The sequence below is a fragment of the Bacillus sp. JZ34 genome (assembly GCF_053903205.1).
Map to the genome: position 1 here is coordinate 958,531 of NZ_CP096403.1, position 24,439 is coordinate 982,969.

27 protein-coding genes and 1 pseudogene are annotated in these 24,439 nt (G+C 44.5%); 14 read left to right on the top strand and 14 right to left on the bottom strand.

What is annotated here, in order from left to right; all coding sequences use genetic code 11:
- Nucleotides 1-86: 86 nt before the first annotated feature.
- From M1D90_RS04725 to M1D90_RS04755, 7 genes are all read left to right on the top strand, one after another.
- A complete protein-coding gene (locus M1D90_RS04725) occupies nt 87-1,196 on the top strand; it encodes an AI-2E family transporter (protein WP_075212937.1) in 1,110 nt (369 codons plus the stop codon).
- Between the two features lie 56 nt (nt 1,197-1,252).
- The gene (locus M1D90_RS04730) at nt 1,253-1,474 is read left to right on the top strand and encodes a spore germination protein (RefSeq protein WP_020452798.1); all 222 of its coding nucleotides are present in this window, start codon (nt 1,253-1,255) and stop codon (nt 1,472-1,474) included.
- Between the two features lie 73 nt (nt 1,475-1,547).
- Nucleotides 1,548-1,796, top strand: a complete 249-nt coding sequence (locus M1D90_RS04735; RefSeq protein ID WP_020452797.1) for a YueH family protein — start codon at nt 1,548-1,550, stop codon at nt 1,794-1,796.
- A 93-nt stretch (nt 1,797-1,889) separates the two neighbouring features.
- The gene (locus M1D90_RS04740; protein WP_025809741.1) at nt 1,890-2,291 is read left to right on the top strand and encodes a YueI family protein; all 402 of its coding nucleotides are present in this window, start codon (nt 1,890-1,892) and stop codon (nt 2,289-2,291) included.
- Between the two features lie 185 nt (nt 2,292-2,476).
- Nucleotides 2,477-3,028 (top strand): cysteine hydrolase family protein, encoded by a 552-nt coding sequence (locus M1D90_RS04745; protein ID WP_026580053.1) that lies wholly within the window; start codon nt 2,477-2,479, stop codon nt 3,026-3,028.
- Nucleotides 3,029-3,105: 77 nt separating this feature from the next.
- On the top strand, nt 3,106-4,515 hold the full coding sequence (locus M1D90_RS04750; RefSeq protein ID WP_229029889.1) for a nicotinate phosphoribosyltransferase: 1,410 nt from the start codon (nt 3,106-3,108) through the stop codon (nt 4,513-4,515).
- A 177-nt stretch (nt 4,516-4,692) separates the two neighbouring features.
- Entirely contained in the window at nt 4,693-5,913 is a 1,221-nt protein-coding gene (locus tag M1D90_RS04755) for an EAL and HDOD domain-containing protein (protein ID WP_020452793.1), read from the top strand.
- 41 nt (nt 5,914-5,954) lie between these two features.
- Here M1D90_RS04755 and M1D90_RS04760 read toward each other — a convergent pair whose 3' ends face one another.
- A complete protein-coding gene (locus M1D90_RS04760; protein WP_328067033.1) occupies nt 5,955-6,302 on the bottom strand; it encodes a hypothetical protein in 348 nt (115 codons plus the stop codon).
- Between the two features lie 485 nt (nt 6,303-6,787).
- On the opposite strand from M1D90_RS04760, the gene degQ reads away from it, so the two are divergent.
- The 6 genes and pseudogenes from degQ (at nt 6,788) to M1D90_RS04790 (ending at nt 11,657) form a co-directional block, all read left to right on the top strand.
- On the top strand, nt 6,788-6,928 hold the full coding sequence (gene degQ, locus M1D90_RS04765) for a degradation enzyme regulation protein DegQ (protein WP_003184860.1): 141 nt from the start codon (nt 6,788-6,790) through the stop codon (nt 6,926-6,928).
- A 187-nt stretch (nt 6,929-7,115) separates the two neighbouring features.
- Nucleotides 7,116-7,985 carry a polyprenyl synthetase family protein gene (locus M1D90_RS04770; RefSeq protein WP_145625260.1) on the top strand — a complete coding sequence of 290 codons (870 nt, stop codon included), beginning with the start codon at nt 7,116-7,118 and terminating at the stop codon, nt 7,983-7,985.
- A 14-nt stretch (nt 7,986-7,999) separates the two neighbouring features.
- Nucleotides 8,000-8,164: a competence pheromone ComX gene (gene comX, locus M1D90_RS04775; RefSeq protein WP_023856155.1), complete on the top strand. Its 165-nt coding sequence runs from the start codon at nt 8,000-8,002 to the stop codon at nt 8,162-8,164.
- A 39-nt stretch (nt 8,165-8,203) separates the two neighbouring features.
- Nucleotides 8,204-10,526, top strand: a pseudogene (locus M1D90_RS04780) (ATP-binding protein).
- Nucleotides 10,527-10,612: 86 nt separating this feature from the next.
- Nucleotides 10,613-11,251: a response regulator transcription factor gene (locus M1D90_RS04785; RefSeq protein ID WP_003184849.1), complete on the top strand. Its 639-nt coding sequence runs from the start codon at nt 10,613-10,615 to the stop codon at nt 11,249-11,251.
- A gap of 16 nt (nt 11,252-11,267) precedes the next feature.
- Nucleotides 11,268-11,657, top strand: coding sequence for a hotdog fold thioesterase (locus M1D90_RS04790; protein ID WP_009329508.1), 390 nt, complete (start codon nt 11,268-11,270; stop codon nt 11,655-11,657).
- A gap of 36 nt (nt 11,658-11,693) precedes the next feature.
- On the opposite strand, the gene mnhG is transcribed toward M1D90_RS04790, so the two are convergent.
- The 7 genes from mnhG to M1D90_RS04825 are packed head-to-tail and all read right to left on the bottom strand — an operon-like array spanning nt 11,694 to nt 17,460.
- A complete protein-coding gene (gene mnhG, locus M1D90_RS04795; RefSeq protein WP_023856153.1) occupies nt 11,694-12,068 on the bottom strand; it encodes a monovalent cation/H(+) antiporter subunit G in 375 nt (124 codons plus the stop codon).
- Nucleotides 12,052-12,336, bottom strand: coding sequence for a Na(+)/H(+) antiporter subunit F1 (locus M1D90_RS04800; RefSeq protein WP_003184842.1), 285 nt, complete (start codon nt 12,334-12,336; stop codon nt 12,052-12,054). The genes mnhG and M1D90_RS04800 overlap by 17 nt, the downstream gene beginning before the upstream one ends.
- Nucleotides 12,336-12,812, bottom strand: a complete 477-nt coding sequence (locus tag M1D90_RS04805; RefSeq protein ID WP_020452787.1) for a Na+/H+ antiporter subunit E — start codon at nt 12,810-12,812, stop codon at nt 12,336-12,338. Before M1D90_RS04805 ends, M1D90_RS04800 begins: the two co-directional genes overlap by 1 nt.
- A 5-nt stretch (nt 12,813-12,817) precedes the next feature.
- A complete protein-coding gene (locus M1D90_RS04810) occupies nt 12,818-14,296 on the bottom strand; it encodes a Na+/H+ antiporter subunit D (protein ID WP_026580052.1) in 1,479 nt (492 codons plus the stop codon).
- Nucleotides 14,289-14,630 carry a Na(+)/H(+) antiporter subunit C gene (locus M1D90_RS04815; protein ID WP_020452785.1) on the bottom strand — a complete coding sequence of 114 codons (342 nt, stop codon included), beginning with the start codon at nt 14,628-14,630 and terminating at the stop codon, nt 14,289-14,291. The genes M1D90_RS04810 and M1D90_RS04815 overlap by 8 nt, the downstream gene beginning before the upstream one ends.
- The gene (locus M1D90_RS04820) at nt 14,630-15,061 is read right to left on the bottom strand and encodes a Na(+)/H(+) antiporter subunit B (RefSeq protein ID WP_003184834.1); all 432 of its coding nucleotides are present in this window, start codon (nt 15,059-15,061) and stop codon (nt 14,630-14,632) included. The genes M1D90_RS04815 and M1D90_RS04820 overlap by 1 nt, the downstream gene beginning before the upstream one ends.
- A complete protein-coding gene (locus M1D90_RS04825; protein ID WP_023856151.1) occupies nt 15,058-17,460 on the bottom strand; it encodes a Na+/H+ antiporter subunit A in 2,403 nt (800 codons plus the stop codon). Before M1D90_RS04825 ends, M1D90_RS04820 begins: the two co-directional genes overlap by 4 nt.
- 245 nt (nt 17,461-17,705) lie before the next feature.
- Between M1D90_RS04825 and M1D90_RS04830 the strand changes: the two genes are divergently transcribed.
- Nucleotides 17,706-17,939, top strand: a complete 234-nt coding sequence (locus tag M1D90_RS04830; protein WP_025809732.1) for a hypothetical protein — start codon at nt 17,706-17,708, stop codon at nt 17,937-17,939.
- 59 nt (nt 17,940-17,998) lie between these two features.
- On the opposite strand, the gene M1D90_RS04835 is transcribed toward M1D90_RS04830, so the two are convergent.
- The 6 genes from M1D90_RS04835 to malK all read right to left on the bottom strand — a co-directional run bounded on the left by M1D90_RS04835 (nt 17,999) and on the right by malK (nt 24,301).
- Nucleotides 17,999-19,342, bottom strand: a complete 1,344-nt coding sequence (locus M1D90_RS04835) for a 2-hydroxycarboxylate transporter family protein (protein ID WP_023856149.1) — start codon at nt 19,340-19,342, stop codon at nt 17,999-18,001.
- A gap of 272 nt (nt 19,343-19,614) precedes the next feature.
- A complete protein-coding gene (locus tag M1D90_RS04840; protein WP_023856148.1) occupies nt 19,615-20,406 on the bottom strand; it encodes a phosphatidylserine decarboxylase in 792 nt (263 codons plus the stop codon).
- A 42-nt stretch (nt 20,407-20,448) separates the two neighbouring features.
- On the bottom strand, nt 20,449-20,931 hold the full coding sequence (locus M1D90_RS04845; protein WP_020452781.1) for a DedA family protein: 483 nt from the start codon (nt 20,929-20,931) through the stop codon (nt 20,449-20,451).
- Nucleotides 20,932-20,937: 6 nt separating this feature from the next.
- Nucleotides 20,938-21,474, bottom strand: coding sequence for a CDP-diacylglycerol--serine O-phosphatidyltransferase (pssA, locus tag M1D90_RS04850; protein ID WP_020452780.1), 537 nt, complete (start codon nt 21,472-21,474; stop codon nt 20,938-20,940).
- 525 nt (nt 21,475-21,999) lie between these two features.
- Entirely contained in the window at nt 22,000-22,707 is a 708-nt protein-coding gene (locus tag M1D90_RS04855; protein ID WP_020452779.1) for a response regulator, read from the bottom strand.
- A complete protein-coding gene (gene malK, locus M1D90_RS04860; protein ID WP_023856146.1) occupies nt 22,700-24,301 on the bottom strand; it encodes a malate sensor histidine kinase MalK in 1,602 nt (533 codons plus the stop codon). The genes M1D90_RS04855 and malK overlap by 8 nt, the downstream gene beginning before the upstream one ends.
- Between the last annotated feature and the right edge of the window lie 138 nt (nt 24,302-24,439).

The following is a 24,439-nucleotide window of genomic DNA, read 5'->3' on the forward strand; positions in this document are numbered from 1 at the left end:
CGTATGAATGGAAGGAAAACAGTTGACAGACGTTAGTGTGAATAGTAGTTTTTAGATTAATGAAAAAAGCCGGGAGGAAACAAAGCTTGTTTAAATCAAAAACCCATTTTTGGACGCTGCAAATTTTATTGGTTCTTCTTATTATTTATGTGTCGACAAAAGTGTCTTTTCTTTTCGAACCGATCATTGTATTTGCATCGACTTTATTTACTCCGATTTTAATTGCGGGAATCTTGTATTTTATATTCAATCCGATCGTGCGGTTTCTTGAGAAAAAGCTGCCGAGAACGCTGTCCATTCTGCTGATCTATTTAGTGTTTGTGGCATTCATCGGGTTTGTGCTGTCAGCTGTCGGTCCTGTGTTTACAAAGCAGGTGACCGATCTGTTTAACAGCATCCCGTCCTATGTGAAACAGATCCAGATTTTCATTAAGCAAATGTCGAATTCGCAGTGGTTCACTTGGATGATGAATCAGGACTTCGTATCGGTTGCCAAAATCGAAAGCTCAATCGGCGAATATCTGACGAGCCTGCCTGAGAATATTACAGGGAGCCTGTCTTCTGTATTCGGTGTTGTGACCAACATTGCGATCACGGCTGTTACCGTGCCGTTCATCCTGTTTTATATGCTGAAGGACGGCAACCGTTTCCCGAATTTGGCTGTCAAGATTCTGCCTGACAAGTACAAAAATGAAGGACTGAAAATTTTTAAGGATTTGTATGAGACGCTGGCGGCTTACATTCAAGGACAGTTGATCGTTTGTATGTTTGTCGGAACGGCGTGCTTCATCGGTTTTTGGATCGCCGGTGTGAAATACGCGCTGATTCTCGGCGTGATTATTGCCGTGACGAATATTATTCCATATGTCGGACCGTTTCTTGGAGCGACACCGGCTGTCATTATCGCTTTTCTCGACTCGCCGACGAAAGCATTCATCGCGCTGATCATCGTCGTTGCCGTTCAGCAGACAGACGGAAATCTGCTGTCGCCGCTGATTATCGGCCGCCGTCTGAATACGCATCCGCTGACGATCATCCTTTTATTAATCGGCGCCGGAAGCTTCGGAGGCATTCTCGGCATGATCCTGGCCGTTCCGGCTTATGCCCTGCTCAAGGCTTTTACATTGAATATCGTCCGCCTTGTCCGTTTAAGGCAGAGGTATAAAAAAGAAACGGCGGAAAATCCTGAAGTCTGAACGTTTTGCCCATTTTCACATATGATGCTAATAAATTGAATGGCGGAGGTGTGAAGATGCCGGCGATCGTCGGACCGATTTTTATCAGGCAAGTCGTTGATGACAGCGCAGCCTTCTTTGGAGATGTGTTTGCCATTTCCCCGAAGTGCACGGATGTTTCCGGAGGAGGAGCGGGTACATTTTTAACAGGGGACTACGGTTTGATTCAAAACAATAGCAATAAAACATCCTTCACAGATGCGGATGTGATCGACGGTTTCAAGTCATTGAACCTGTGACAGCCTCTTTTAAAGAGGCTGTTTCTTTTTTATAGTATAATGGGAAAAAAGATAGATAAGGCAGGTGACAAAGATGAAAATAAGGAAGGCAAACATCTTGAACAAAGATCAGATGATCACAGACGTTTACCTCCATGAAAATAAAAAGGAATTTCATACGCTTGTGGCTGTGCCGCAACTGGAGTGGAGTAAGCTGATTTCTTATGAAGAAGAAAAAGCAGAGCTCGCCGAAAAGCTTGACCGGTCATTGTCGAAAGTGGCTGAAGCGGATGCGGCCGAGGAGCTGTCCAAAAAGATTGTACAATGGGTGACCGAAATGTAGCCCGGGCTCATGCCCGCTGTTTTCATGGGCATACTGATAAAAAAACGCAGCTTAAAACAAGCTGCCAGCAAGATAAACTGGAGGGTCTAAGACGTGAGCGACCAATCAATGGATCAATATTTACAGCAGGGAATGTATGGACCACGCGAAACGAAGCCGGATGAACGCAGACTGTTTTTAGGCTCGCTGAGGGAACGGGTTATCATCGCATTGACGAAAGGACAAGTGCTGCGTCCGCAGGCATACCGCGAAGTCATCGATGCGCTTGGCTCAAAAGCAGATGCGACATTATTGCTGAACGGTGAAATCGACTACTCTCATTTATCTCCTTACATCAAGGAGTCCAATAAACAAGGTGTTCCTTTTTCCATCGTGTCCGACCAGCAATCGGATACTCCCCTTGGACTTGTCCTCGCAGCGCGCGAGGCTGTAGAGAAAGAATCGATTTATGTTCAGGACGACATCTTTGAGCAGTCGGTTTTAAACAAGAGATGAGGCACGGGTTTTCGCACGCGTCTTCCACAGGGCGTGCGAAAACCCGCGGTTTTTGTTTTTTTCTGAAAAAGAAAAAACCCGCTGCTGGCGCGGCTTTGCAGCCATATCCGCTTGATTCGCCATTCACTTGTCCGTTTAGATAAGTTATAATGTTACCTATCATACAAAAGGCGGGGAGGGCGGCAATGAAAAAAGCTCTTATATGTATAGATTATACAAATGACTTTGTCGCAGCTGACGGAAAGCTGACGTGCGGAGAACCAGGCCGGAAAATCGAAGACGCCGTGACGCGTCTCGCGGAAACGTTTATTCAAAACGGCGATTACGTCGTATTTGCAGTCGATTCACACGAGGCCGGCGATTCGCATCATCCGGAAACCCGTTTGTTTCCTCCACATAATATAAAAGGTACATCAGGACAGGATTTATACGGAAAGCTTGAAGCGCTTTATCGAAAACACGAACATGATCAGAATGTCTATTACATGGAAAAAACAAGGTACTCTGCTTTTGCCGGGACAAACCTCGAGCTGAAGCTTCGTGAAAGGGATATTAAAGAACTGCACCTCGTTGGCGTATGCACAGATATATGCGTGCTCCATACCGCAGTAGACGCTTATAATAAAGGGTTTAATCTTGTCATTCATCAAAACGCAGTGGCTAGCTTTAACCCGGACGGGCACGACTGGGCTCTTTCTCATTTTGCAAACACCCTGGGAGCCTCAGTGTCAGATTGAGGAAGGAGAAATGAAGGTTGGAACACCGTTTTACAGACGACAGTCTAGCACTACACACAGACCTATATCAAATTAATATGGCGGAAACGTATTGGCGCGACGGCATTGATCAAAAGAAAGCCGTTTTTGAACTGTTTTTCAGAAAGCTCCCTTTTGACAGCGGTTTTGCCGTTTTTGCCGGTCTTGAAAAAGCGATTGAGTTTTTGCGGGATTTCAGATTTACTGAAAGCGATTTAGTTTATTTAAAAGAAGAGCTGGGCTTCAAAGATGACTTTCTCAGCTTTTTAAAAGATATGAGATTCACCGGTTCGCTTTATTCCATGCAGGAAGGCGAAATCGTGTTTGGAAACGAACCGATCATGAGGATCGAAGCGCCTTTGGCCGAAGCGCAGCTGATTGAAACGGCTCTGCTCAACATTGTGAATTACCAAACATTGATCGCGACAAAAGCCGCGAGAATCAAAAGTGTGATAGGAGATGAGACGGCGCTCGAATTTGGAACAAGGCGCGCGCATGAAATGGACGCGGCGATGTGGGGAGCAAGGGCCGCGATTATCGGCGGGTTCGATGCGACAAGCAATGTCCGCGCCGGCAAACGTTTTGACATTCCGGTATCGGGCACGCACGCCCATGCGCTTGTTCAAGCCTACCGCGACGAATACACGGCATTTAAAAAATATGCGGAAACCCATAAAAAATGTGTCTTTTTGGTCGATACATATGATACGGTGCGTTCCGGCATTCCAAATGCAATCAAAGTGGCGAAGGAATTCGGTGATCAAATTGAATTTTCGGGAATCCGCCTGGACAGCGGAGACCTCGCCTATTTGTCCAAGAAAGCGAGAGCCATGCTGGATGAAGCCGGATTTACAGATACAAAAGTCGTCGCCTCAAGCGATCTTGATGAGTATACGATTATGAACCTGAAAGCCCAGGGCGCAAAAATCGACGTCTGGGGCGTCGGCACAAAGCTGATTACCGCTTATGATCAGCCGGCTCTCGGCGCGGTTTACAAACTCGTTTCCATCGAAGAAGACGGAAAAATGGCAGACACGATTAAAATTTCTTCGAATCCGGAAAAAGTGACGACTCCAGGCTTGAAAAAGGTGTACAGAATCATCAATCAGCTGAACCATCATTCAGAAGGCGATTATATCGCTTTGGACTATGAAAAGGTCAATGAACAGGAGCGGCTGAAGATGTTTCACCCCGTTCATACGTTTATCAGCAAGTTTGTGACGAATTTTGATGCGAAAGACCTTCACCAGCCGATCTTTGAAAAAGGCGAGCTTGTTTATGAGAATCCGAGCATTCAGGATATTAAGCGGTATGTTCAAGAAAATCTCAGTTTGCTTTGGGAAGAGTATAAGCGGATCAGCAAGCCCGAAGAATATCCTGTCGATTTAAGCGAAGCTTGCTGGAACAACAAGATGCAGCAAATTCACGAAGCAAAAATCAAGGCGAAAAAAGGTCTGGATCAAGGTTGACTCTGTAAACGATAGTTTTTAATATAACTGGGGATTGAAACAGATAATTTCTTCGGGGATTATCTGTTTTTCAATATTAAGTTCAATATTTGGGCGGATTTTTTAAGCGGACGGGATTTGCTCATTTAATTGATATACTTAAAAGCGAAGGCACCTCAGTCGCTAGGGGGAAGAAGAATGAGGGTATTCGTTGCCAGACAGCCAATATTCAACAGAAAAGAACAAGTTGTCGCATACGAGCTTTTATACAGAGAAAGCGAGAAAAACTTTTTTTCCGGTATTGACGGTGATCAAGCGACAACAGAATTGATGATTAACAGCTTTTTAAACATTGGAATCGATAAATTGACAGAAGGCAAAAGGTATTACGTGAATTTTACCGAAGGTCTTTTGGCATCAGGGCTGCCGACTTATTTTGATCCGGACCAGCTCGTTGTAGAAATCCTTGAAGATGTGCCGATCACCCCTGAGCTTATCGAAAGGTGCAGGCATTTGAAAAGCCTCGGCTACACGATTGCCCTTGATGATTTTTGTTTAAAGCATCGCGTGGAGAGGGACTTGCTCCATCAGCTTTTGGCATCCATTGATATTTTGAAGATCGATTTTTTCAAAACGACGCGGCAGGAAAGACAGAGCATCCTTCGATCATGCCGGAACCACCGTCTGACGTTCCTCGCTGAAAAAGTGGAGACGCGAAAGGATTATGAGCAGGCTGTAAAAGACGGATTTCAACTGTTTCAAGGCTATTTCTTCAGCGAGCCCGCTGTGATTGACGGTCAGGACATTACATATCATTTCCATGCTTACTATGAGCTGCTGCATGAATTAAGCGAAGATCAGCCTGATATTGAAAACGTCACAAATATTATAGAACGCGATTTGTCGCTTTCCTACCAGCTGCTGAAGCTGTTGAACTCTCCGGCCAACCGGCCGATTCAAAAGATTAAAAGCATCCGCCAGGCTATCGTGCTTCTCGGATTTAAAGAAATCAAAAGGTGGATCTTCATCCTCTCATTTAAGGATTTAACGAAAAAACAAAACTCCAGCAAGAACGAAGTCGTCAAGATTTCGCTGATCCGCGCGAAGCTTTGCGAATTGCTGGCGAAAAAAACGAATCGCCCTCAGCCGGCTTCTTATATGCTGACAGGCATGTTTTCATTTATCGATACACTGCTTCACAAAGAACTGGCGGAAGTCATCAGCGAACTGCCGCTGACGGACGAAGTAGGACAAGCACTGCTCGGCAAAGAAAACGATTATCGAAAAATCTTACGGCTTGCAAAATCGATCGAACGAAACGAATGGGAAGACAGCACGCCAGAAACAGAAGGCTTAACAAAAGATGAAGCGTATCAATGCTATCTTGAAGCTGTTGATTGGTGTCAAAAACTTTTATAAAAAAATTCCGGCTCCTTTTTAGGGACCGGAATTTTTTTGCGCTAAGACCAACGCAGGAGGAGGAATATTCTGCTGCGGGGGCTGATAAGCATGATGCGGATGCCGTCGGGATCGAAAGAGGCATCAAGCTGGCTGCGGACGCCAGTTTGTCTGAGCAGGGCAAGGACGGTATTTTTTTGGTTGCTTTGGGCAGCCGTCATGATTTGGTGAGCCAAAGCACGCGATGCTGAAAGCCTGCTTAAAATTCTTTGTCCGTCAGCCATCAAGCGCTCCGCTTCTTTTGCCGAACGCGAAAAGGCGCTGGCTTCAACTTCCGGATAGACCTGCCGGCAGCGGATATGTTGGTATGGATACATCCAAAAGCAATGAGAAGGAAGCAATATGAACACCTCGTTTCAATTTTTACGGGTCAAATTGCGGTTTTTGCGGTGTAAGGCGAAGGGTCGGTTTTTTTTAAGGGCCGAAATGCGTGTCGGTCTATTGCGTGTTTTTCGGTGGTGCATACCCGCTCTGCGTTCCTTGAACAATCAAGTTTTTCTATTCCCAGCTAGTTATTACTTTAGACTCAATGTCGCAAAACGAACAAAAAATAACTGAACTTGCGGTGCTAAAGGGGTTTATTAGTGATCTTTATTTGATCCCTTTAAAAACAAACTAAAATTTTATGTTTCATTAGGAATTGAGAACTAATCGCAAGTCGTGTAGAATGGGTGTTATGGTCTATTTAAAGTTTGCGGTGTAACGCATGAATTTATATGCAACTTTTCGGTGAAAAAGAGACCAATTCCCTTTAAACTTGTATTAACAGATCAAATACCTATGACTCGTTCACTATACACAAATTGATTGATCTTCCAAAAGGAGTGTGGAATCGGTGGAAAAGCAACAAATTGAAGAATTAAAACAACTGCTTTGGCGGCTAGAGAATGAAATCAGAGAAACAAAGGACTCCTTGCGCAAGATTAACAAAAGCATTGATCAATACGATAAGTACACATATCTAAAAACCTCGTAAAAAGACTTGTTTCAGACAAGTCTTTTTTTTTTTGCAAACAAATCCAAAAAAAGGATATATTATTATATAATTGTTAAATAAAAAAATTGCTCTGTCAATCGGGAATTTGATTTAGTAAAATATTAAGAAAGGAGGGAGCACCATCTCTAAGCTTTTTTGTCTAGATCACAGTAAAATCAAGCAAAGAATGAATCATTTTATAGACGTTGAGATTCCCAATGCGGACTTAAATCGGACGCTGCACGCTTTTCTAGATGCAAAGGACCAGTTGCATTTCAGCGAGCTTGCTTTTTATCATTACCAAAGTTTCGGCGGCACGGACGCTGATGCGGCGGAAACGCTTGGAGCGGGCATAGAACTTTTGATTCTTGCGTTTGATATATTCGATGATTTAGAGGATGAAGACAGCCCCGATGAACCTTGGATGAAAATAAACCGTTCAGTCGCAATGAATGCGGCGACTGCGCTTTATACAATAAGCATTAAAGTGATCAGTTCGGTGTCGAAAGAACCGGTGTTTTTTGAAAAACTGATGGAATATATACTTCAATCGATGCAGGGACAGCATGACGATCTCAGCAACCGGCCTGCCACTGAAGATGAATGCCTTGACATGATCAAGCGTAAGTCCGGGGCGCTGACGGCTCTGCCATGCGTGCTTGGGGCGATGCTTGCCACGGGCAAATTTGACCCGGCGGTGGAGAAGTACGCATATCAGCTGGGCATTGCTTCACAAATCGAAAATGATTATAAAGCACTTTTTTATGATTCAAAAAGCGATATCGCCAAGAAAAAGCGGACGCTTGCGTACTTATATTTGTCAAGAAAATTTAACCAGCCGTCGATTGATTTATTAAAAACATTTGAAACTGAGGATAAAATTGCCGATAAAGAAATAAAATGCTATAAAGAGAAATTGAAAGCAGCAGGCGTCACTCAGTATATGTATGTTATGAATCAGCTCGCTATTCAGAAATTTAAGAAGGGGATTGAGGAGTTGGAGTTGGGGGATATGGAAAAAGAACGTTTGATGTCTGCCCTGCTTAATAACAATTAAAGAGGAGACTATATATGCAAGATGTTGTGAACTTTTTGATGGAAAATCCCGATGTTTTAAAAAAAGTTGTTGATGGGGATGCTTGTTTACTAGGCATAGACCCAGAAAAAACAGGAGTAGTGGTTGACAGTATTAGATTATTAGGTAAGAGTTGGGGTGGAGGAGGATTTTGGATTTAAAATTCTTCCTATACTATCTACTATAAGGATGTAAAATTAATGCGTGTTAATTATAACAAACTATCTTTAATTATTATTTTGCTAAGCCTCTCCTTGGTTCCTTATATTATCTATGTAAATCTGCATTCTAGTTACCTTGGAATGACAATGCAATTTAATGAAAAAAATGAATATCAAGTATTCGAGATTGAAAAAGGGTCACTAGCCCAATCCCTAGGTTTTGAAAAAGGGGATGTTATATTAGAGATAAATGGAAAAAGTGTAGAAAAATTAAGGGCCGATGATGGAAAATTAGCTGATGAATTAAGTGATGTTAAATCTATGATCGTTGAAAGAGATGGAGAGATAGGGTTTGTAGAGACCGGATATGAATTGGTAAGTTATGAAAGCCTATTTCTATTTATCATTCCAATGATGTTTTATCTCCTTTCTCTTTTTTGTGTTTATTTCATAATAAAATCAAACAAAAGGTTAAATTCGGCTTCCGCTTTTATTTTAATTGTTTTTCTGCTTGTTACATCAACAGCTTATTCTTGTTCTGTGGGATCTGCAAAGGGAGATAGTTTAAGTATCTATATAACAATGATAACTTTTCAATTCGTTCCTGTTTTGTATCTCCACTATATTTATCAATATTTCAAGGAAAAAGGAAAAGAGTTTTTCAATAATAAAATATTTCTTTTCCTATATCCGGTGGGTTTATTGAATTTGCTATTGGAAATTTTCAGTGATAATTTGCAGATTTCTTATAGTTCCATTAAGCTCTTTAACTTGGTATCTTTCTTGTTTGTTACCATTATAGCCTTTGCTCTTATCATTTATGGTGTAATAAAAAATAAAGCTTCAGAGCAAGCCTATTTTTTTAAGGATACTCGTTATCACAAATTTTGTTGCGTTTATTCCGTTCTTAATTTTCTATGTCATACCATATGTATTTATCGGGGATTATATATTCCCGGCAATGTTTGTCGTTCCTTTTTTGTTGATTATTCCTTTCTCATTAGTGTATCAATTTATTGCTACCAAAATATATGACATTGAATTCTTATTGGGACGTTTTAAATACTACGGATTGTTAGCCATTTTACCAAGCTTGACAGCTGTAGGTGTATTTACTTTAACACAAGAATTAAGTAATAGTTTGAATACAGTTAAAAACACTATATTTATCTATTTTATTATGTTAGGTGTTTTTTATCTCAAGGAAATTCTTGATTTTCGTTTCCGTTTAAAAAGGTTTTCTGAAAAATTTAATTACCAAGATAGTGTATTTAAGTTTACACAACTTATACGAAGCTCGACATCGTTAGCTCAAGTGCTAAGGGAATTGTCTCAAACGATTCTTGATGTTTTACCTGTAAGTCAGGCTTATGTACTGGAGTTAAAGAGTGATGGAACCGTAGGGTTACTTGAAAATAATGCAAACGATCAAGTGTGGAAGCCTTATGAAAAAGAAGCTTTTAGGGCTATCACCGACATCGGCAAAATCGTCGAAGTCGACCGCGGATTTTTGATTAAGATCGGTGAACGGGGCGGGACTTCTTATGTCATGCTGTGTTTGTCGGTTTTAAATACGCCTAGGCTGACGCGCGATGAGATTTCGTGGCTTGAGACGCTGGCGTTTTATACGAGTGTTTCCCTGGAAAACGTCTTGAAAATCGGCGAGCTGATGGAGCATCTGGAACATGTGAAAAAAGAAGGGCCGAATCCGGCGTGGCTGAATAAATTGATGTTTGCGATTGAAGAGAAGCAGAGATCTGATTTGGCCCGTGATCTTCATGATTCTGTGCTGCAGGACATGATTTCCTTGAAGCATCAAAGCGAGATGTTTCTGGCTGATTTTGAAAAAGATAAAGTCTGTACGAATCAAATCAGGCAAAGGCTCATCAATATGAATGAGCAAATGTCCACCGTCATCCAGACGACAAGGGAAACGTGTCAGGAGCTGAGGCCGCAGCTGTTGTACGATCTCGGACTGGTCAAAGCCCTTTCGAAACTGGCGGCACAGCATCAGGAGTCCTCATCGATCGATAAGATCCGCCTCAATACGGAAAGGTTCTCAAAGGTGCTCGACCTGGACACGCAGCTGAATTTGTACAGAATTGTGCAGGAGCTTTTAAGCAATGCGGTTAAACACTCGAAAGCTAATGAGGTTTTGATTATGCTTGTCTGCATAAAAGAAAAAGTTGTTCTTCATTATGAAGATGACGGCATCGGTTTTGATCCGGACAAGCTTTATCAAAACAGCGCAAGCATGGGGCTGTCGGGTATTCGCGAGCGAGTCCGCGCGCTGAACGGCAGTCTGGATATACAGACAGCAGAAGGGAAAGGCTTCAGGGTCGCCATTGAAATGGAATTGTAATGTTTAGTTAACATTTTTGCTTGGCATCCGCCAAGTTTTTTCTATAAAATGGTGATAGGGCAAGGTTACGCAAAAGGGAGGAAATTATGAGAAGATTACTTGTGATCGATGATCATCCGGCTGTCATGGAGGGGACGAAGGCAATTCTTGAAACGAACCAGGACTTTGTTGTCGATTGCCTCAGCCCTGAAGCCAGCGAACAATTTCTCAAGAAGCATGATTTTTCTGCGTATGACCTGATCTTAATGGATTTAAATTTGGGTGAAATCAACGGCATGGACCTATCTAAGAAAATCCTTGAGACGTGTTCATCATGCAAAATTATCGTTTACACAGGCTATGAAGTCGAAGATTATTTTGAAGAGGCGATTCGTTCCGGCATGCACGGCGCCATCAGCAAAACGGAGTCGAAGGAAAAGATTATAGAGTACATATATCAGGTACTGGATAATAAAATTGTCGTCGATTATGATTATTTCAAGCAGCTGATTACACAGCAAAAATCGAAGTCAAACAGCCAGCAGACCCAGCACGATCTTTTGACTGAAAGGGAATGCCTGATCTTAAAAGAAGTCGAAAAAGGCTATACAAATCAGGAAATCGCTGATGCGCTTCATTTAAGCAAGCGGTCGATCGAATACAGTCTGACTTCCGTATTCAGCAAACTGAATGTAGGATCACGGACAGAGGCTGTTTTAATCGCGAAATCTGAAGGCGTACTTTGATGAAGGGACGATTGTGATGGAAACGAAACATACACTTCTTGAAGCGTTGGGAATCGAGTTGAAGGAATGCAGCAAAGAGCGGTGTGTTGCGGTCATGCCTGTCGACGAAAGAACGCGTCAGCCATTCGGTTATCTGCATGGAGGTGCGTCCGTTGCGCTTGCTGAAACGGTGGCAAGCATCGGGGCATATCAGCATATCGATCCAAAAGAGCAGGCATGCTTCGGGCTTGAGATCAACGCCAACCATATTAAATCGGTGAAAGACGGAACGGTTAAAGCGGTCGCAACGCCTCTGCATGTAGGCAAATCAACAATGGTGTTTCAAATTGAAATACGCGATGAGCAAGACAGCCTGATTTGCACGTCCAGGTGCACGATGGCGGTCATCAGCCGCCCTTCATCGTAAACCAAAAAAACTCGCCTTTTAGGGCGAGTTTTCTTTTTATAAATAGGAATCTTCCTTCTTTTTAATCAGAAAATTTCTGTTGCCTTCATAATCGTCCTGTACGCTTTTCTTTTCCATTTTTACGCCGGTGTTATAGGCGGCCCTTGCGATCAGGTGGGCGCCTACAGGAGACGTCAGAAATACAAAGACGATACCGAGCAGCACTTTGGCCGTAATGAAGCCGTGCAGAAACCAGAAGTAAAAGAATACGCCGAGCAGCACGCTGATGATCCCCAATGTCGCTCCTTTAGAAGCGGCGTGGATTCTTGAGTATACGTCAGGCAGCCGCAGCGTTCCAAAGGAAGCGGCTAACGATATCAGTGCGCCAAGAAGGACCAAGACGGCGATAAGCAATTTAGCGGCTTCGATCATTTTCGATAATCTCTCCTTTCTCAAGGAATTTAGAAAATGCGACGGTGCCGATAAAGGCCAGAATACCGATCAAGAGGATGACCTCCAAATATGCTGTCGTATTTAACAAGATGGACACGAGAGCCGTAATTCCGATCAGGTTGATGCCGATCGCATCAAGCGCCACCACTCTGTCTGGGATGCTCGGCCCTTTAATGACCCTCAGGACATACAGAAAAGTGGAGACCGCCAAAATGCCGAGTGACAATTGCAAAATAAATTCAAACATCAGCGGCTTACCTCCTTAATGGCCTCTTCAAACGAAATGCGGATATCACTGATGGCTTTCTCAGCATCATCGATATCGACCGCATGAATATAAAGAATCGAACGGTCATCAGAGATATCAACAACCAATGTGCCCGGTGTCAGCGTAATCAGGTTCGCCAATGTCGTGATTTCCCAGTCCGCTTTAAGGTCTGTCTTGAAGGCGAAGATGCCGGGCTTATTTTTTAACCTTGGGGATAAGATCGTCTTTAATACGCTGACGTTTGCGAGAACGAGCTCTTTAATAAAAATAAACAGCAGTTTAATGATCGCCCAAATGTTAATCAAGTAAAAGCGGCGGCGGAAAAAACGCCTCATCAGAAAGAGCGAGAATAATCCGATCACATAACCGACGACAAGCCCGGCAGCGGTATAGTCATTGTTCAGAAACATCCAGCACAACGCAAGAATAAAGTTCAACAATATTTGTAATGCCATGCGATCTACTCCTTCAAAACGGCTTCAATATATTTTTCGGGGTTGACGAGCGTATCAGCCGCCTGATGGAAATACGGCGCGATAAGCTCGGTTCCGAGTCCGATGGCAAGCGACAGAAAGAGCAGTACCGCTGCCGGATACATATAGCCTTTTAGCGGTCTTTTGGCCGGAGCATCTTCCTGTTCATCCCCCCAGAAGCCGTTGATAAATATTTTCATGACGGAATACAAGACGAGCAGACTGGATAAAAGCATCAGCAGCGTAATCACGAATTCACCGCTTAGAAAGCCGCCCTCTGCAATTTTCAGCTTGCCGATGAATCCGCTGAAAGGAGGGACCCCTGCCAATGAAACAGCTGAAATCATAAACATCCAGCCGAGCACCGGATGGTTTTTGATCAGGCCGCTCATTTTTTTCAGGTTGTTTGTCCCTGTCAGGGCAAACAGCGCTCCGCCAAGCATAAACAGCGCTCCTTTAATGATCATGTCATGAATCAGATAGTAGACAGATCCTTCGATCGAAGCCGGCGTATTGGCGGCGATACCGAATAAGATCACACCGACCGCAGTCACAATATTGTAGATAATGATTTTTTGAACATCCCAGTAGGCGATCGAGCCGATGACACCGAAGATGATCGTAAGGGCCGCAAGCCAGACCATTAATTGATGAGTAAAAGCCGCGTCTTGGGTGAAAATTAATGTAAACACCCTTGTGATCGCGTACAGGCCGACTTTGGTCAGAAGTGCGCCAAACAGTGCGGACACAGCGGCAGGCGGCGCATAATAAGAACCAGGCATCCAGAAATACAGCGGGAAAATGCCGCCTTTTAAACCGAAGACGATCAAAAATAAAACAGCGATGACCGTGATCAGCCCGGTTTGGCCCGATTCACTGATCCGAACGCTCAAATCCGCCATGTTTAATGTGCCCGTCACCGCATATAAATAAGCGACTCCGATGACAAAGAGGGCGGAAGAGATAATGTTAAAGACGATGTACTTCAGAGATTCCCGCAGCTGGATCTTCGTGCCGCCAATGACGATCAGCACATACGAAGCCATCAGGAGAACCTCAAAAAATACGAACAGGTTAAACAAATCCCCGGTTAAGAAAGCGCCGCTAACTCCGGCAAGCAGGAACTGGACCGCGGGATAATAAAAGAAACGCTCGCGTTTTTCGCCGATGGAGCGAAACGAATAAAGAACCGTCAGAAATCCGATAATGGCTGTCGTTAACGCCAGAAGGCTGGCGAATTGATCAGCGACAAGGCTGATCCCGAACGGCGGCTTCCACCCGCCGAGATATAAGGTCTGGATTCCGTCCGTATAGACGGTCTGCACAAGAACAGCGGCCGCCGCGATCGCCGCAATGGAAGATATGGCGCTGAATGCACGCATCAGCACGATCGACTTGTTCATAAAGATGAGCAGAACTGCGGCCATTAAAGGAATCAGTATTGGCAGAATTACAAGATTATTCATGTTGATCATTTCCCCTCATTTGATCCATATCATCCATTTTCAGCTCTTGGTAGGCGCGGAAAGCCATGACCAGGAGAAACGAGGTGACCCCGAAAGCAATGACGATCGCCGTTAAAATCAACGCCTGAGGGAGAGGGTCGACATAGGTTGACGACTCTTCATTTAAAATGGGAGGCGCTCCTTTTTTTAACCCTCCCATTGTCAGCAAAAGCAGGTGGACGCCATGGCTAAGAACGGCAGTTCCGATAATCACCCTCAGAAGGCTTTTTGAAAGCAAGAGATATGTCGCTGCCATAAACAAAATTCCTACAATAAAAGACATTAAAATCTCCATTATTCTCTCTCCCCAATCGTCTGAATAATGGTCATGGTCACGCCGACCACTACGAGATAAACCCCGATATCAAACAATACCGCGGTGGCAAGCTCCGTTTTCCCCAAGAGCGGAAGGTTAAAGTAATCAAACGCGTGGGAAAGAAACTGAGCGCCGAATAAAAATGAGCCGATTCCGGTGGAAACGGAAATGAATAAGCCGACGGCCGCCACATAGATAAAGTTGACGGGCAAAATGTTCTGCACCGTTTTTAAATCATAGGCAAGCAGCAGAAGGACGAGCGAAGACGCCGTCATCAATCCGCCGATAAAACCGCCGCCCGGGTTATTATGGCCGGCAAAAAACAGATGGAAAGAAAAGAGCAGAATGATAAAGGATGCAATCTTTGTAACGGTTTGCAGGATCACATCATTCGTCTGAACCTTTTTCAATGCTCTTCCCCTCCTTTCCCCATTCTGAGCCTGATCATGCCGTATATTCCTAAAGCGGCTATGACAAGTACGGTAATTTCAAACAATGTATCAAATCCCCTGAAGTCGACCAATATCACGTTGACGATATTGTGGCCGCCTGCGAGTTTATAGCTGTTTTCAATAAAATACGATGCAATGCTTTCAAGGGAGCGCTGGCTGTTTGCAGAAAGTGCGAGCAGCGTCACAACAGTTCCGACTCCGACCGAGACAAGCGCATTTGTGACCCTGAACTTAGCCGACTTCGGCTTGAATCTGAGCTTCGGCAAATGATAGAAGCAAAGCAGGAACAATGCGACTGAAATCGTTTCGATAATCAGCTGCGTCAGCGCGAGATCCGGCGCTCTGAAAATGACGAAGAACAGCGCAAGCGTGTAGCCGATGACGCCGAGCCCGATAATCGCCGTCAGTCTTGATCTTGCGAAAACGGTGGTAAATGTTGCGGCAATCATGACGGCTGACAGAACAAGCTCATAGATGCCGATTGAAGCATTGCCTTTCACATCGTATGAAAAGCCTCCGGTAACAACGAGCGATCCGCCGATGATCACGATAAAGAAGACAAAAACATAGACGAGATAATCGCGAAGAAACCCGGTCATATACGTTCTTGTAATCTTGTTGGAGCCTTTTTCAAGCCCAGACAACGAGCTGTCGTACAGTTTGTTGAGCGTCAGTTTTTCCGGGAAGAGGCCGTAGACCTTCCGCCATTTTGACAAGGTCAAATAGGCGAGAACGCCGAGAGCAACGACGCCGATTGTCATGTAGAGTTCAGATGAAAAGCCGTGCCACATGTAAATATGAACCTTGAATTTTTCGTCTCCGTCCAAAAGGGTCGGCATAATCGACGATGCAGCCGGTTCAATGATGCTGTATGACAGAATGTTCGGGAAAAAGAAAAAAATCACCACGAGAGAGACGAGGACAATCGGCGAAATCAGCATGCCGAGTGGAGCCTCATGCGCTTGTTTTTCAAGTTTTTCAGGCTGATATTTCCCCCCGAACGTTTTAAACAGCAGAACCATGCAGTAAATGAACGTAAACACGCTTCCGATCCAAGCCAGAACAGGAAGCACAAAACTCCATGTGTCGGCGTTATACAAATTAAAATCCGTAATCCTGAGCATGCTGGTGAAAAACATTTCCTTGCTCAAAAAGCCGTTGAACGGCGGCAGACCAGCCATTGAAAACGCGCCGATCAGCGTAATCGTAAACGTAATCGGCATGATCGTCATCAGACCGCCAAGCTTGCGGATATCCCTCGTTCCCGTTTCATGATCGATGATTCCGACTGCCATGAACAGGCTGCCTTTAAATGTCGCGTGGTTGATCAAGTGAAAAACGGCGGCGATTACTGCAACCATATAGTATTCAAAATTTTGATAGTGCAAAGCTGCGGCACCGACGCCGAGCATCGACATGATCATTCCGAGCTGGCTGACCGTAGAAAAGGCAAGTATCGCTTTCAGATCAGTCTGCTTGACGGCGTTGAACGAACCCCAGAAAAGCGTGACAATCCCCGTGAGGGACACGATCCAAAACCATTCCCCGGAAAAAGCGAACACAGGGGTGAATCTTGCAACGATATAAATTCCCGCTTTTACCATCGTGGCGGAGTGCAGGTAAGCACTTACAGGCGTTGGTGCTTCCATCGCGTCTGGAAGCCAGATGTAAAAAGGGAACTGCGCAGATTTAGTGAAGGCTCCGATTAACACCAGCACGAGAGCCGGAATGAAAAAGCCGTGGCCCGAAATTAAATCAACTTGGTTGATCATTTCTCTGATCGAGAATGAACCCGTAATCGTGTAAAGAAGAATGAAGCCTCCAAGCATGGAAAGACCGCCGAAAATGGTGATAAGCATCGATTTTGTCGCGCCGTATCTTGATTTTTCCCGCTTGTACCAATAGCCGATGAGCAAAAAAGACGATATGCTGGTCAATTCCCAAAATAAATAAAGTACAATGACGTTATCAACGAGAACAACGCCGAGCATTGCCCCCATGAACATGAGCAGATAAACGTAAAACGGTCCGAGCTGCTCTCTTTCTTTAGATAGATAATAGATGCTGTAAAGGACAACCAAAGACCCTATCCCTGTAATCAGAAGGGCGAATAGCAATCCGAGTCCGTCAACGTATGCGGTAAAGTTAATGCCAAAGGACGGAATCCATTCCAGTACAGCCTTTAATGTTCCGCCATCCGCCGTCATTTTGATCATGCGGAAAAAATAAATAAATAATAGAACAGGAAGAACCAGGACAAACCAGCCTGTATGAATCTTTCTGACGTTTTTCGCCAATAGCGGAATCAAAAAGGCGAGTGCAAAAGGCGATAAAATTGCAATATGTAAAGCCGTCATATTAACCTCCCTTTAAGGTAGCATGTATAAATACATTCTGTTCCATACTAAAATTTTCAAACGTTATGTACTTTTTTAGAACTGGTGACCTAGACAAATTATAACTCAAATTTTAATCGGCTGCATGATCTCATGATAATCGCGGTTTATGCGGTCTTATGAACCTGAAAACAATTTTAACAAAAAATGCGGCATTTGTATAATGGAAAGTTTTTTTGAACAAGATGAATTTGAGGTGATGAAAGATGAGAAGGAAAGCTTTTATCAGCTTAAGTTTATTTTGTTCGCTTTTTGCGGGAGCGTTTATGATCAACAGGGAAATGACGCGTGAACAGACTCCGGGAATAGGAACGGACGAAGGCCCTCAATATCGCGGGGATTACACGCCGCTTCAGACGGGAGCGGAAGATCAGTCCTTAATGGGAAAAGAAAGAGCTCCCTTTAAACCGAGAGAATATATCAGAGTTGAGAAACGCTGAAAACAAAAAAGGAATCCGATCGTATAGATCAGACTCCTTTTTGTTTTTTTATGCGGCCCTTACGAGGTGAAGAACCTTAGTAAAACGGTCGCCATAATGACGGTTGCTGCTCCGCCGAGACGCGTTGAGATTTGCGCAAACGGCATCAGCCCCATCCGGCCTGAAGCCGAAAGAATAGCCACGTCCCCCGTACCGCCGAGACCGCTGTGACAGCCGGTGACAATCGCTGATTCAACAGGGTACATGTTCATTAATTTGCCGACAAAGTAGCCTGATGTCACCATGGCAATGACGACTGAAGCGCAGACGGCGATGAAGCGCAGGGAAATAACGGACGCCACATCATCAAGCGGGATGTAAAGAATGCCGAGCCCGACCATCAGCGGCCAAGTGAAGCTTGATGACATGAATTTGTAAAGCTGGTGTGCGCCTTTTTCCATGCTTGCAGGCAGAAGCTTTGCATATTTTACGGCAGCCGCCGCGATGATCATCAGGATCGCTCCCGGAATTGCGATGAACTTGGAGACCAAACCGCCGAAAATGAAGAAGGAACATGCGATTAAAACGCCGGCACCCATTAATTTCAAATCGATTTTCGGCTCCTCTTCTTTTTGGTTGAAAATTTCATCGTCTTTTTTCGATTTGACGAGCCTGCCGTTACCATTCAGCTCAGGCCGCTTTTCGCCAAGCTTTTTCATCAGTCCGGCTGAGATGATGGCAACGACGTTTCCGATAATAGCGGCCGGAATGAGCTGTGAAACAAATACATCTGTGGATTGTCCCAAAATTTGCGAGTAAGCGAGTGACAGCGGCAGGATTCCTTCGCCGATGCCTCCGGCAATAATCGGTACAATAATAAAGAAGAAAGCTTCATAAGGGCTGTAGCCAAACAACAGACCGACGAGAATACCGGCGGCAACCGCTGCGACCGTCCCGGCCAACAACGGAACGAACATTCTCATAAAACCTTGAATCAGAACCGTGCGATGCATTCCTAAAATACTTCCCGCGACTAAACATGCGATGTAAAAATACAGAAAATTCGACGTTTTCATCAAAGTCGTAACCGCTTCCATAGATGCGGGGTTAAGCACTTTGAAAAAGACTAAAAACGAAGGAACAAACAGCGAGAGAATGGCAGGTCCGCCGATATCTTTTAAAATCGGAATGCGCTGTCCAACATCCCCGAGAATAATACCGAGAATCATAATGATCGCGAAACCGCCAAGCATGTCATTCGGCAATTCGTTATAGTAAGCTGCCAGAAAAATAATCAGCGCAAGCGCAATGTATAGCGGAAACGGAATCACGCCGATTTTCCAATTGATCAACTTCTGGAAAAAATTTTTATTTTCTTTATGACCGTGATTTGTAATCGGTTTCAAATCTTTTGCTGCTTCCATCAAAAACACCCCCATGTTTGTATGTGTTCAATTGTAGAAGAAAAGTGTCAATTCTGTGCGTTTTTTAAATTAAAATAATCGATTGATAATTAAATTAAAGCGAAAAAGAGCGGGAAAAGAGGAGGAATCTGCTTGATTTTGATCAATTTATAGGTCTTTTGGTTTATTGGGGGGCGTATCCAGGTAAAAAAGGGAATTCCCTGTCCGGGGAGAAAGCTTTTTTAAAGCAGCAATTTAAAAAACCCCCGAAGCTGTTTTCGGGGGGCTTTGCATTATGATTTTCTTTTGGCAAGAGATCCTAACGCCTCTCCCATTTTCACTTGAAGAGAGGGGTGAAGGCGCTCATCAGGAATAAAGGTATCCTTTTCAAACAGCAGGATAACGGTCGAGCCGAAAGAGAAATATGCGATTTCGTCGCCTTGACGCCATTCTTTTGACTCCTCGAGCATCACGATCGAGTTAATATACATCGCCCCGACCTTCACAAGCAGGGCGGACCCATATTGATGCTTAAATTCGGAAATCATCCGGTAGTTTTTTGTCAGCGGCGATTTCCCGTAGGTCAAACCGATTTGATTCACGGGGTAAGACGCGCTTCCCAGCGAATATTGCGTTTCAAGTGTACCGTCAGCCGGGCTGTGAATTCTGTGGTAGTCCCTCGGGCTTAAATAGATGATGATATAGGTTCCACCGATATAGCGGTTCACGATCTCGGATCGCCCGATCATTTCTTCTACGGAATAGAGCTTTTTTTTGACGGTAAATTGCTTGTCGCGCGTGATGGCGCCCATTTCTTCGATGACTCCGTCCACAGGGCTGACCAGGCTGTTTGGTTCAGCGGGAAGGGGGCGTGCACCGCTCTTTAATTTTCTGATGAACAGCTCGTGCAGGCTGTTAAAAGAGCGGACATCTTCCTGCATCTCTTCTGTATTGATATGAAAGGTTTTGATATAGGAGGGGATGAGAGGTTTGCTGAGCTTTGACTGAGCAAACTTTTTCAGCATCCGGGACACGCCCTTTTTATTCGTCAACTCGATCAAAAACCGGTAAAGCCGCTTTTTCAAGCTGTTCACTCCTTTACTGATCACACGGGATGCAAGCGGTATTTAAATCACGCCGATTGTGTATCCGATCGTAATAAAAACGAGACACCAAATAAAAGCCCCTGATCCGGCATAAATCAGGAACCTTTTCATGTCCATCTCGTTCATGCCGGACAGATAGCATGTCACATGGCGGATTCCGGGAACAAAGTAGCCGAAAAGAATCGTCCACGGGCCGTATTTTTCAAACCAGCGGTGCACGGTGTCCAGTCTTTTCGGCGTCAGACCGATCCATTTCCCGAACTTATCGAGCAGCGGTTTACCGATTTTCTTCCCTAGAAAGTAACTGATGAGCATCCCTGATACCGCACCTGAAAAGCTGATCAAAAGAGACAGCTCATAGTTTAATAGATGAATAGAAGACAGATAACCGACAAATGTCATCATGACTTCATCGGGTATCGGCAGGCCTACAATTCCGAGAACAAGCATCCCGAATATCGCAAAATACCCGTATTGGGAAATCAATTCTTTTGCCAACTCCATGAAAAACTAGCTCACTTTCTTCAATAGTTTTTTCCCCTTCAGGCTGATGACTTTGATTTTGCTGACCATGAGAAAGGACAGGAACAGCATAATCAAAATGTACGGCTTTTTGCCAAGGATCTCTGATAAAAGGTTTAAGCAAACCAGAATTGTTCCGGCTGCGGTGATCGGAAGGCCTGTAAAATAATCCTGGTTCTCTGATTGAATATTAAATCGCGCCAGCCGAAGCGCTCCGCAAACAGGGAATAACAATGTCGAAGGAAGGCCTAAGATCGGTGCATCATAAAAAACGATTGAATAGGTGATGATGGCCGGGGCGACTCCGAAAGTGATAATATCAGACAAAGAATCCAATTCTTTTCCAAACGGGCTGACGGCATTTAATCTGCGCGCGGCCATGCCGTCAAGGCTGTCCAAGATAGCGCCGATCAGAACAAATATAATGGCTAAGAATAAATACCCTCTGAATGCAAGCAATATTGAAGAGATGCCCGAAACAAAGTTTCCAATCGTAATTAAAGAAGGTATGACTGATTTATTCAATGTTTTCGCATCCTTTAAATAAAAACGTTTTATATAGAAATTAAACAATATTAAATTGTATACGATTTGCTTCCTGTCTGCAATAAAATTCCTGAAATGATTGATAACCAGACTTTTTCATCATACCATAAAAGTGGTAAAGACACTGGCGGCGTCAAAAAAATTTATATTTTGTTAAGGTAACAAAAAAATGAATAAGAGAGCAGACGCTCTCTTATTCTATCGTTCGGTTGGCGTTTTCCTTTAATATAAGCCGATAAATCAGGCCAGCGCGGGAATCGTCAAACGCAAGGCGAAATCAGCAACAGACGCTTGGTATTTCTTTGAAGAAGGAAGCGTGGACCCGATGCTGTTGATAGCTTTGAGCGAAGCCGAAGAACAGAGCGGATTCGTTCGGGTCGAACCCTAAGCGCAGCGAGCGCGATAAATCCTTGTCCGGTAACGGCGGCATGCGAGAAGTCAAGCGTGACCGTCACAAAAAAACGCCCGCTGTCTTTAGGAAGCAGCGGGCGGGGAGGGGACATGTTATAGATATTGGTTAATCACGTTCAAGTCATTTGTATTTAATTTATATTGGAAAACCGGTCTGCCGATCGTGCCGTAGGCCATTTCTACGTTGAGAACTTCGATTTCCTCCAGAAACTTCAAGTATTTGCGAATTGAAACTTGAGAGATTTCCGTGTGATTGGCCAAATCTTCTGTTGTGAACGTCAAGCTGTCAAACGATCTGATGCTTGACCAAATGAGATTCAGCGTGCTTTTGGTCAGCCCTTTTGGCAAATGCATCTTTTCGGGCGCGCGTTTTTTTTGAAAAAGTTCGAAATCCAGCTCTTTTTGGCTGATATTCCGGTTGCTTGCATAAAGCTGCTGCTTCCGTTTGTAATCGGTTAGGGCGCTTTGAAACCGCTCAAATTCGAACGGCTTGATTAAGTAATCGACAGCCCCGTACCGCAGCGTTTTTTGAACAACATCCATTTCACTGGCCGCTGAGATGACGATCACGTCGACAGCTTGATTCTGGCGTCTGATCTCAGTGAGCAGCTCGACGCCGTTCCTGCCCGGCATATAAATATCGAGCAGGATCAGATCGATGTGCTCTTCCCGGAGGAAGGTGAGAGCCTCTTGAAAAGAAGCAGCAATTCCCTTCAGCTGAAATCCCTCTACCTGGCTGAGGTAACGTTTATTCAGCTCTCTTACCATCGGGTCATCTTCAACAATTAATACATCAATCATGGTCATCCTCCTTTGGTTCATACGGAATGCGGAGACTGAATGTCGTTCCTTCATTCTTTTCGCTTGTCACGATGATATGTCCATTTAAATTTTCAAGGCTTTGTTCGACGAAATAAAGCCCGAACCCCCGGTTGGAGCCCTTTGTTGAAAAGCCTTGATCAAACATTTTCTGCTGTTCCTCCTTGGATATGCCGACTCCCGTATCCGTGACTTCAATATCAAGCTGTCCGTCATGGTGGCGGAATGAAATCGAGATATTTTTCTTATCAGTTGCGGAAACGGCATCCAGGGCATTGTTGAGAAGGTTCCCGATAACGGTGATTAAATCGTGTATCACCGCTGTGTTGGCTGTATCCGGAATCCTCGTGCTGCAATGAACCTCCAGCGAGGCCCCCTGTTCCCGGATATAGCTCTGCTTGCCGAGCAAAAAGCCGGCGAGCACCGAGTTTTTAATATGGTTGATAATTTCGCTCGCTTCAGACTGCTGATAGATCGCAATGTCTTTTATATAGTTTCCAAGCTCGTCGTAGTTCTTTAATTGAACGAGACCGAGAATCACGTGGAGCTTGTTCATAAACTCGTGCGACTGCGCCCTGAGCGCGTTTGCGTACATTTTAACACCGGACAGCTGCTCAGCTAAGTGCTTCACTTCGGTTTTGTCGCGGAATGTGGCAATCGCTCCGACGATGTTTCCCTTTTTTAAGTGGATCGGAACTTCATTAAAGACAAGTTCTAGCCCGTTGATTCTAACGTCGCGGTCCAGAACGGGCTTCTGAGTATCGATCACTTGTTTCAGGCGGTTGTTTGGCAAGATGTCGGTGACATCCCGGTCGATCGGATTCTCTTCGATCCCCATTTTATGAAACAGGCGCTTCGCTTCCGCGTTGGCGAGCTTGATTTTTCCTGTTCGGTCAACGGCGAGTATCCCTTCTTTTGTCGATTCAAGCATCGCGCTTCGTTCATTCAAAAGCGTTGCAATTTCATACGGTTCCATACCGAACATAATCGTTTTTACTTTCCTCGCCACGATGACAGCTCCGATGATTCCGGCGAAGATGCTGAGGACGATAACCGTATATAAAGGGCGGAGATTTTGCTGGGTGATCTGCTCAATCTCGTTAAGGGTGATTCCGACCGCTACCGCTCCGACCTGGCTGCCCGTTTTATTATAGATGGGAACAAAAGCCCTCAGTGATTCACCGAGCGTGCCTTTTGCCGTACTAATGTGGCGGCGGCCCTTCAGCACTTCTTTTTCGTCCCCGCCGGCAAATTTCTTTCCGATTTTATTCGGATCCGGGTGGGTTTTACGGATGCTGTTCATATCCATGACAACGACGAATTCAGTCTCGGTGATTTTTTGAACGCGGGCGGTGTATGTTCGGAGCTCATCGTATTCGCCGCTTTCCAGCGATTGCGCCGTAATCGGAGCTTCGGCGACCATCTCCGCCGTCTGCAGGGCAATCTGCTGCTCCTGCTCCCGAATGTTCCTTGCGGTCTCGGACCCGACCATAAAAAACGCGATCAATAAAGAAATCAAAACGACGACGCAGACAAATATCGTTAATCGTGTCTGCAGTTTTAATGTTTTTTTCAACGGCGATTCCTCGCGATCTATTGATTAGTCAACACATAATACTTTACAAGTAAATGGCGAATTTGTGAAGAATCCTGCCCCTTTCTGCCGCGAACAGCAGAAATTAAAAATATGGAAAATATTCTTGTCAACAGGTCC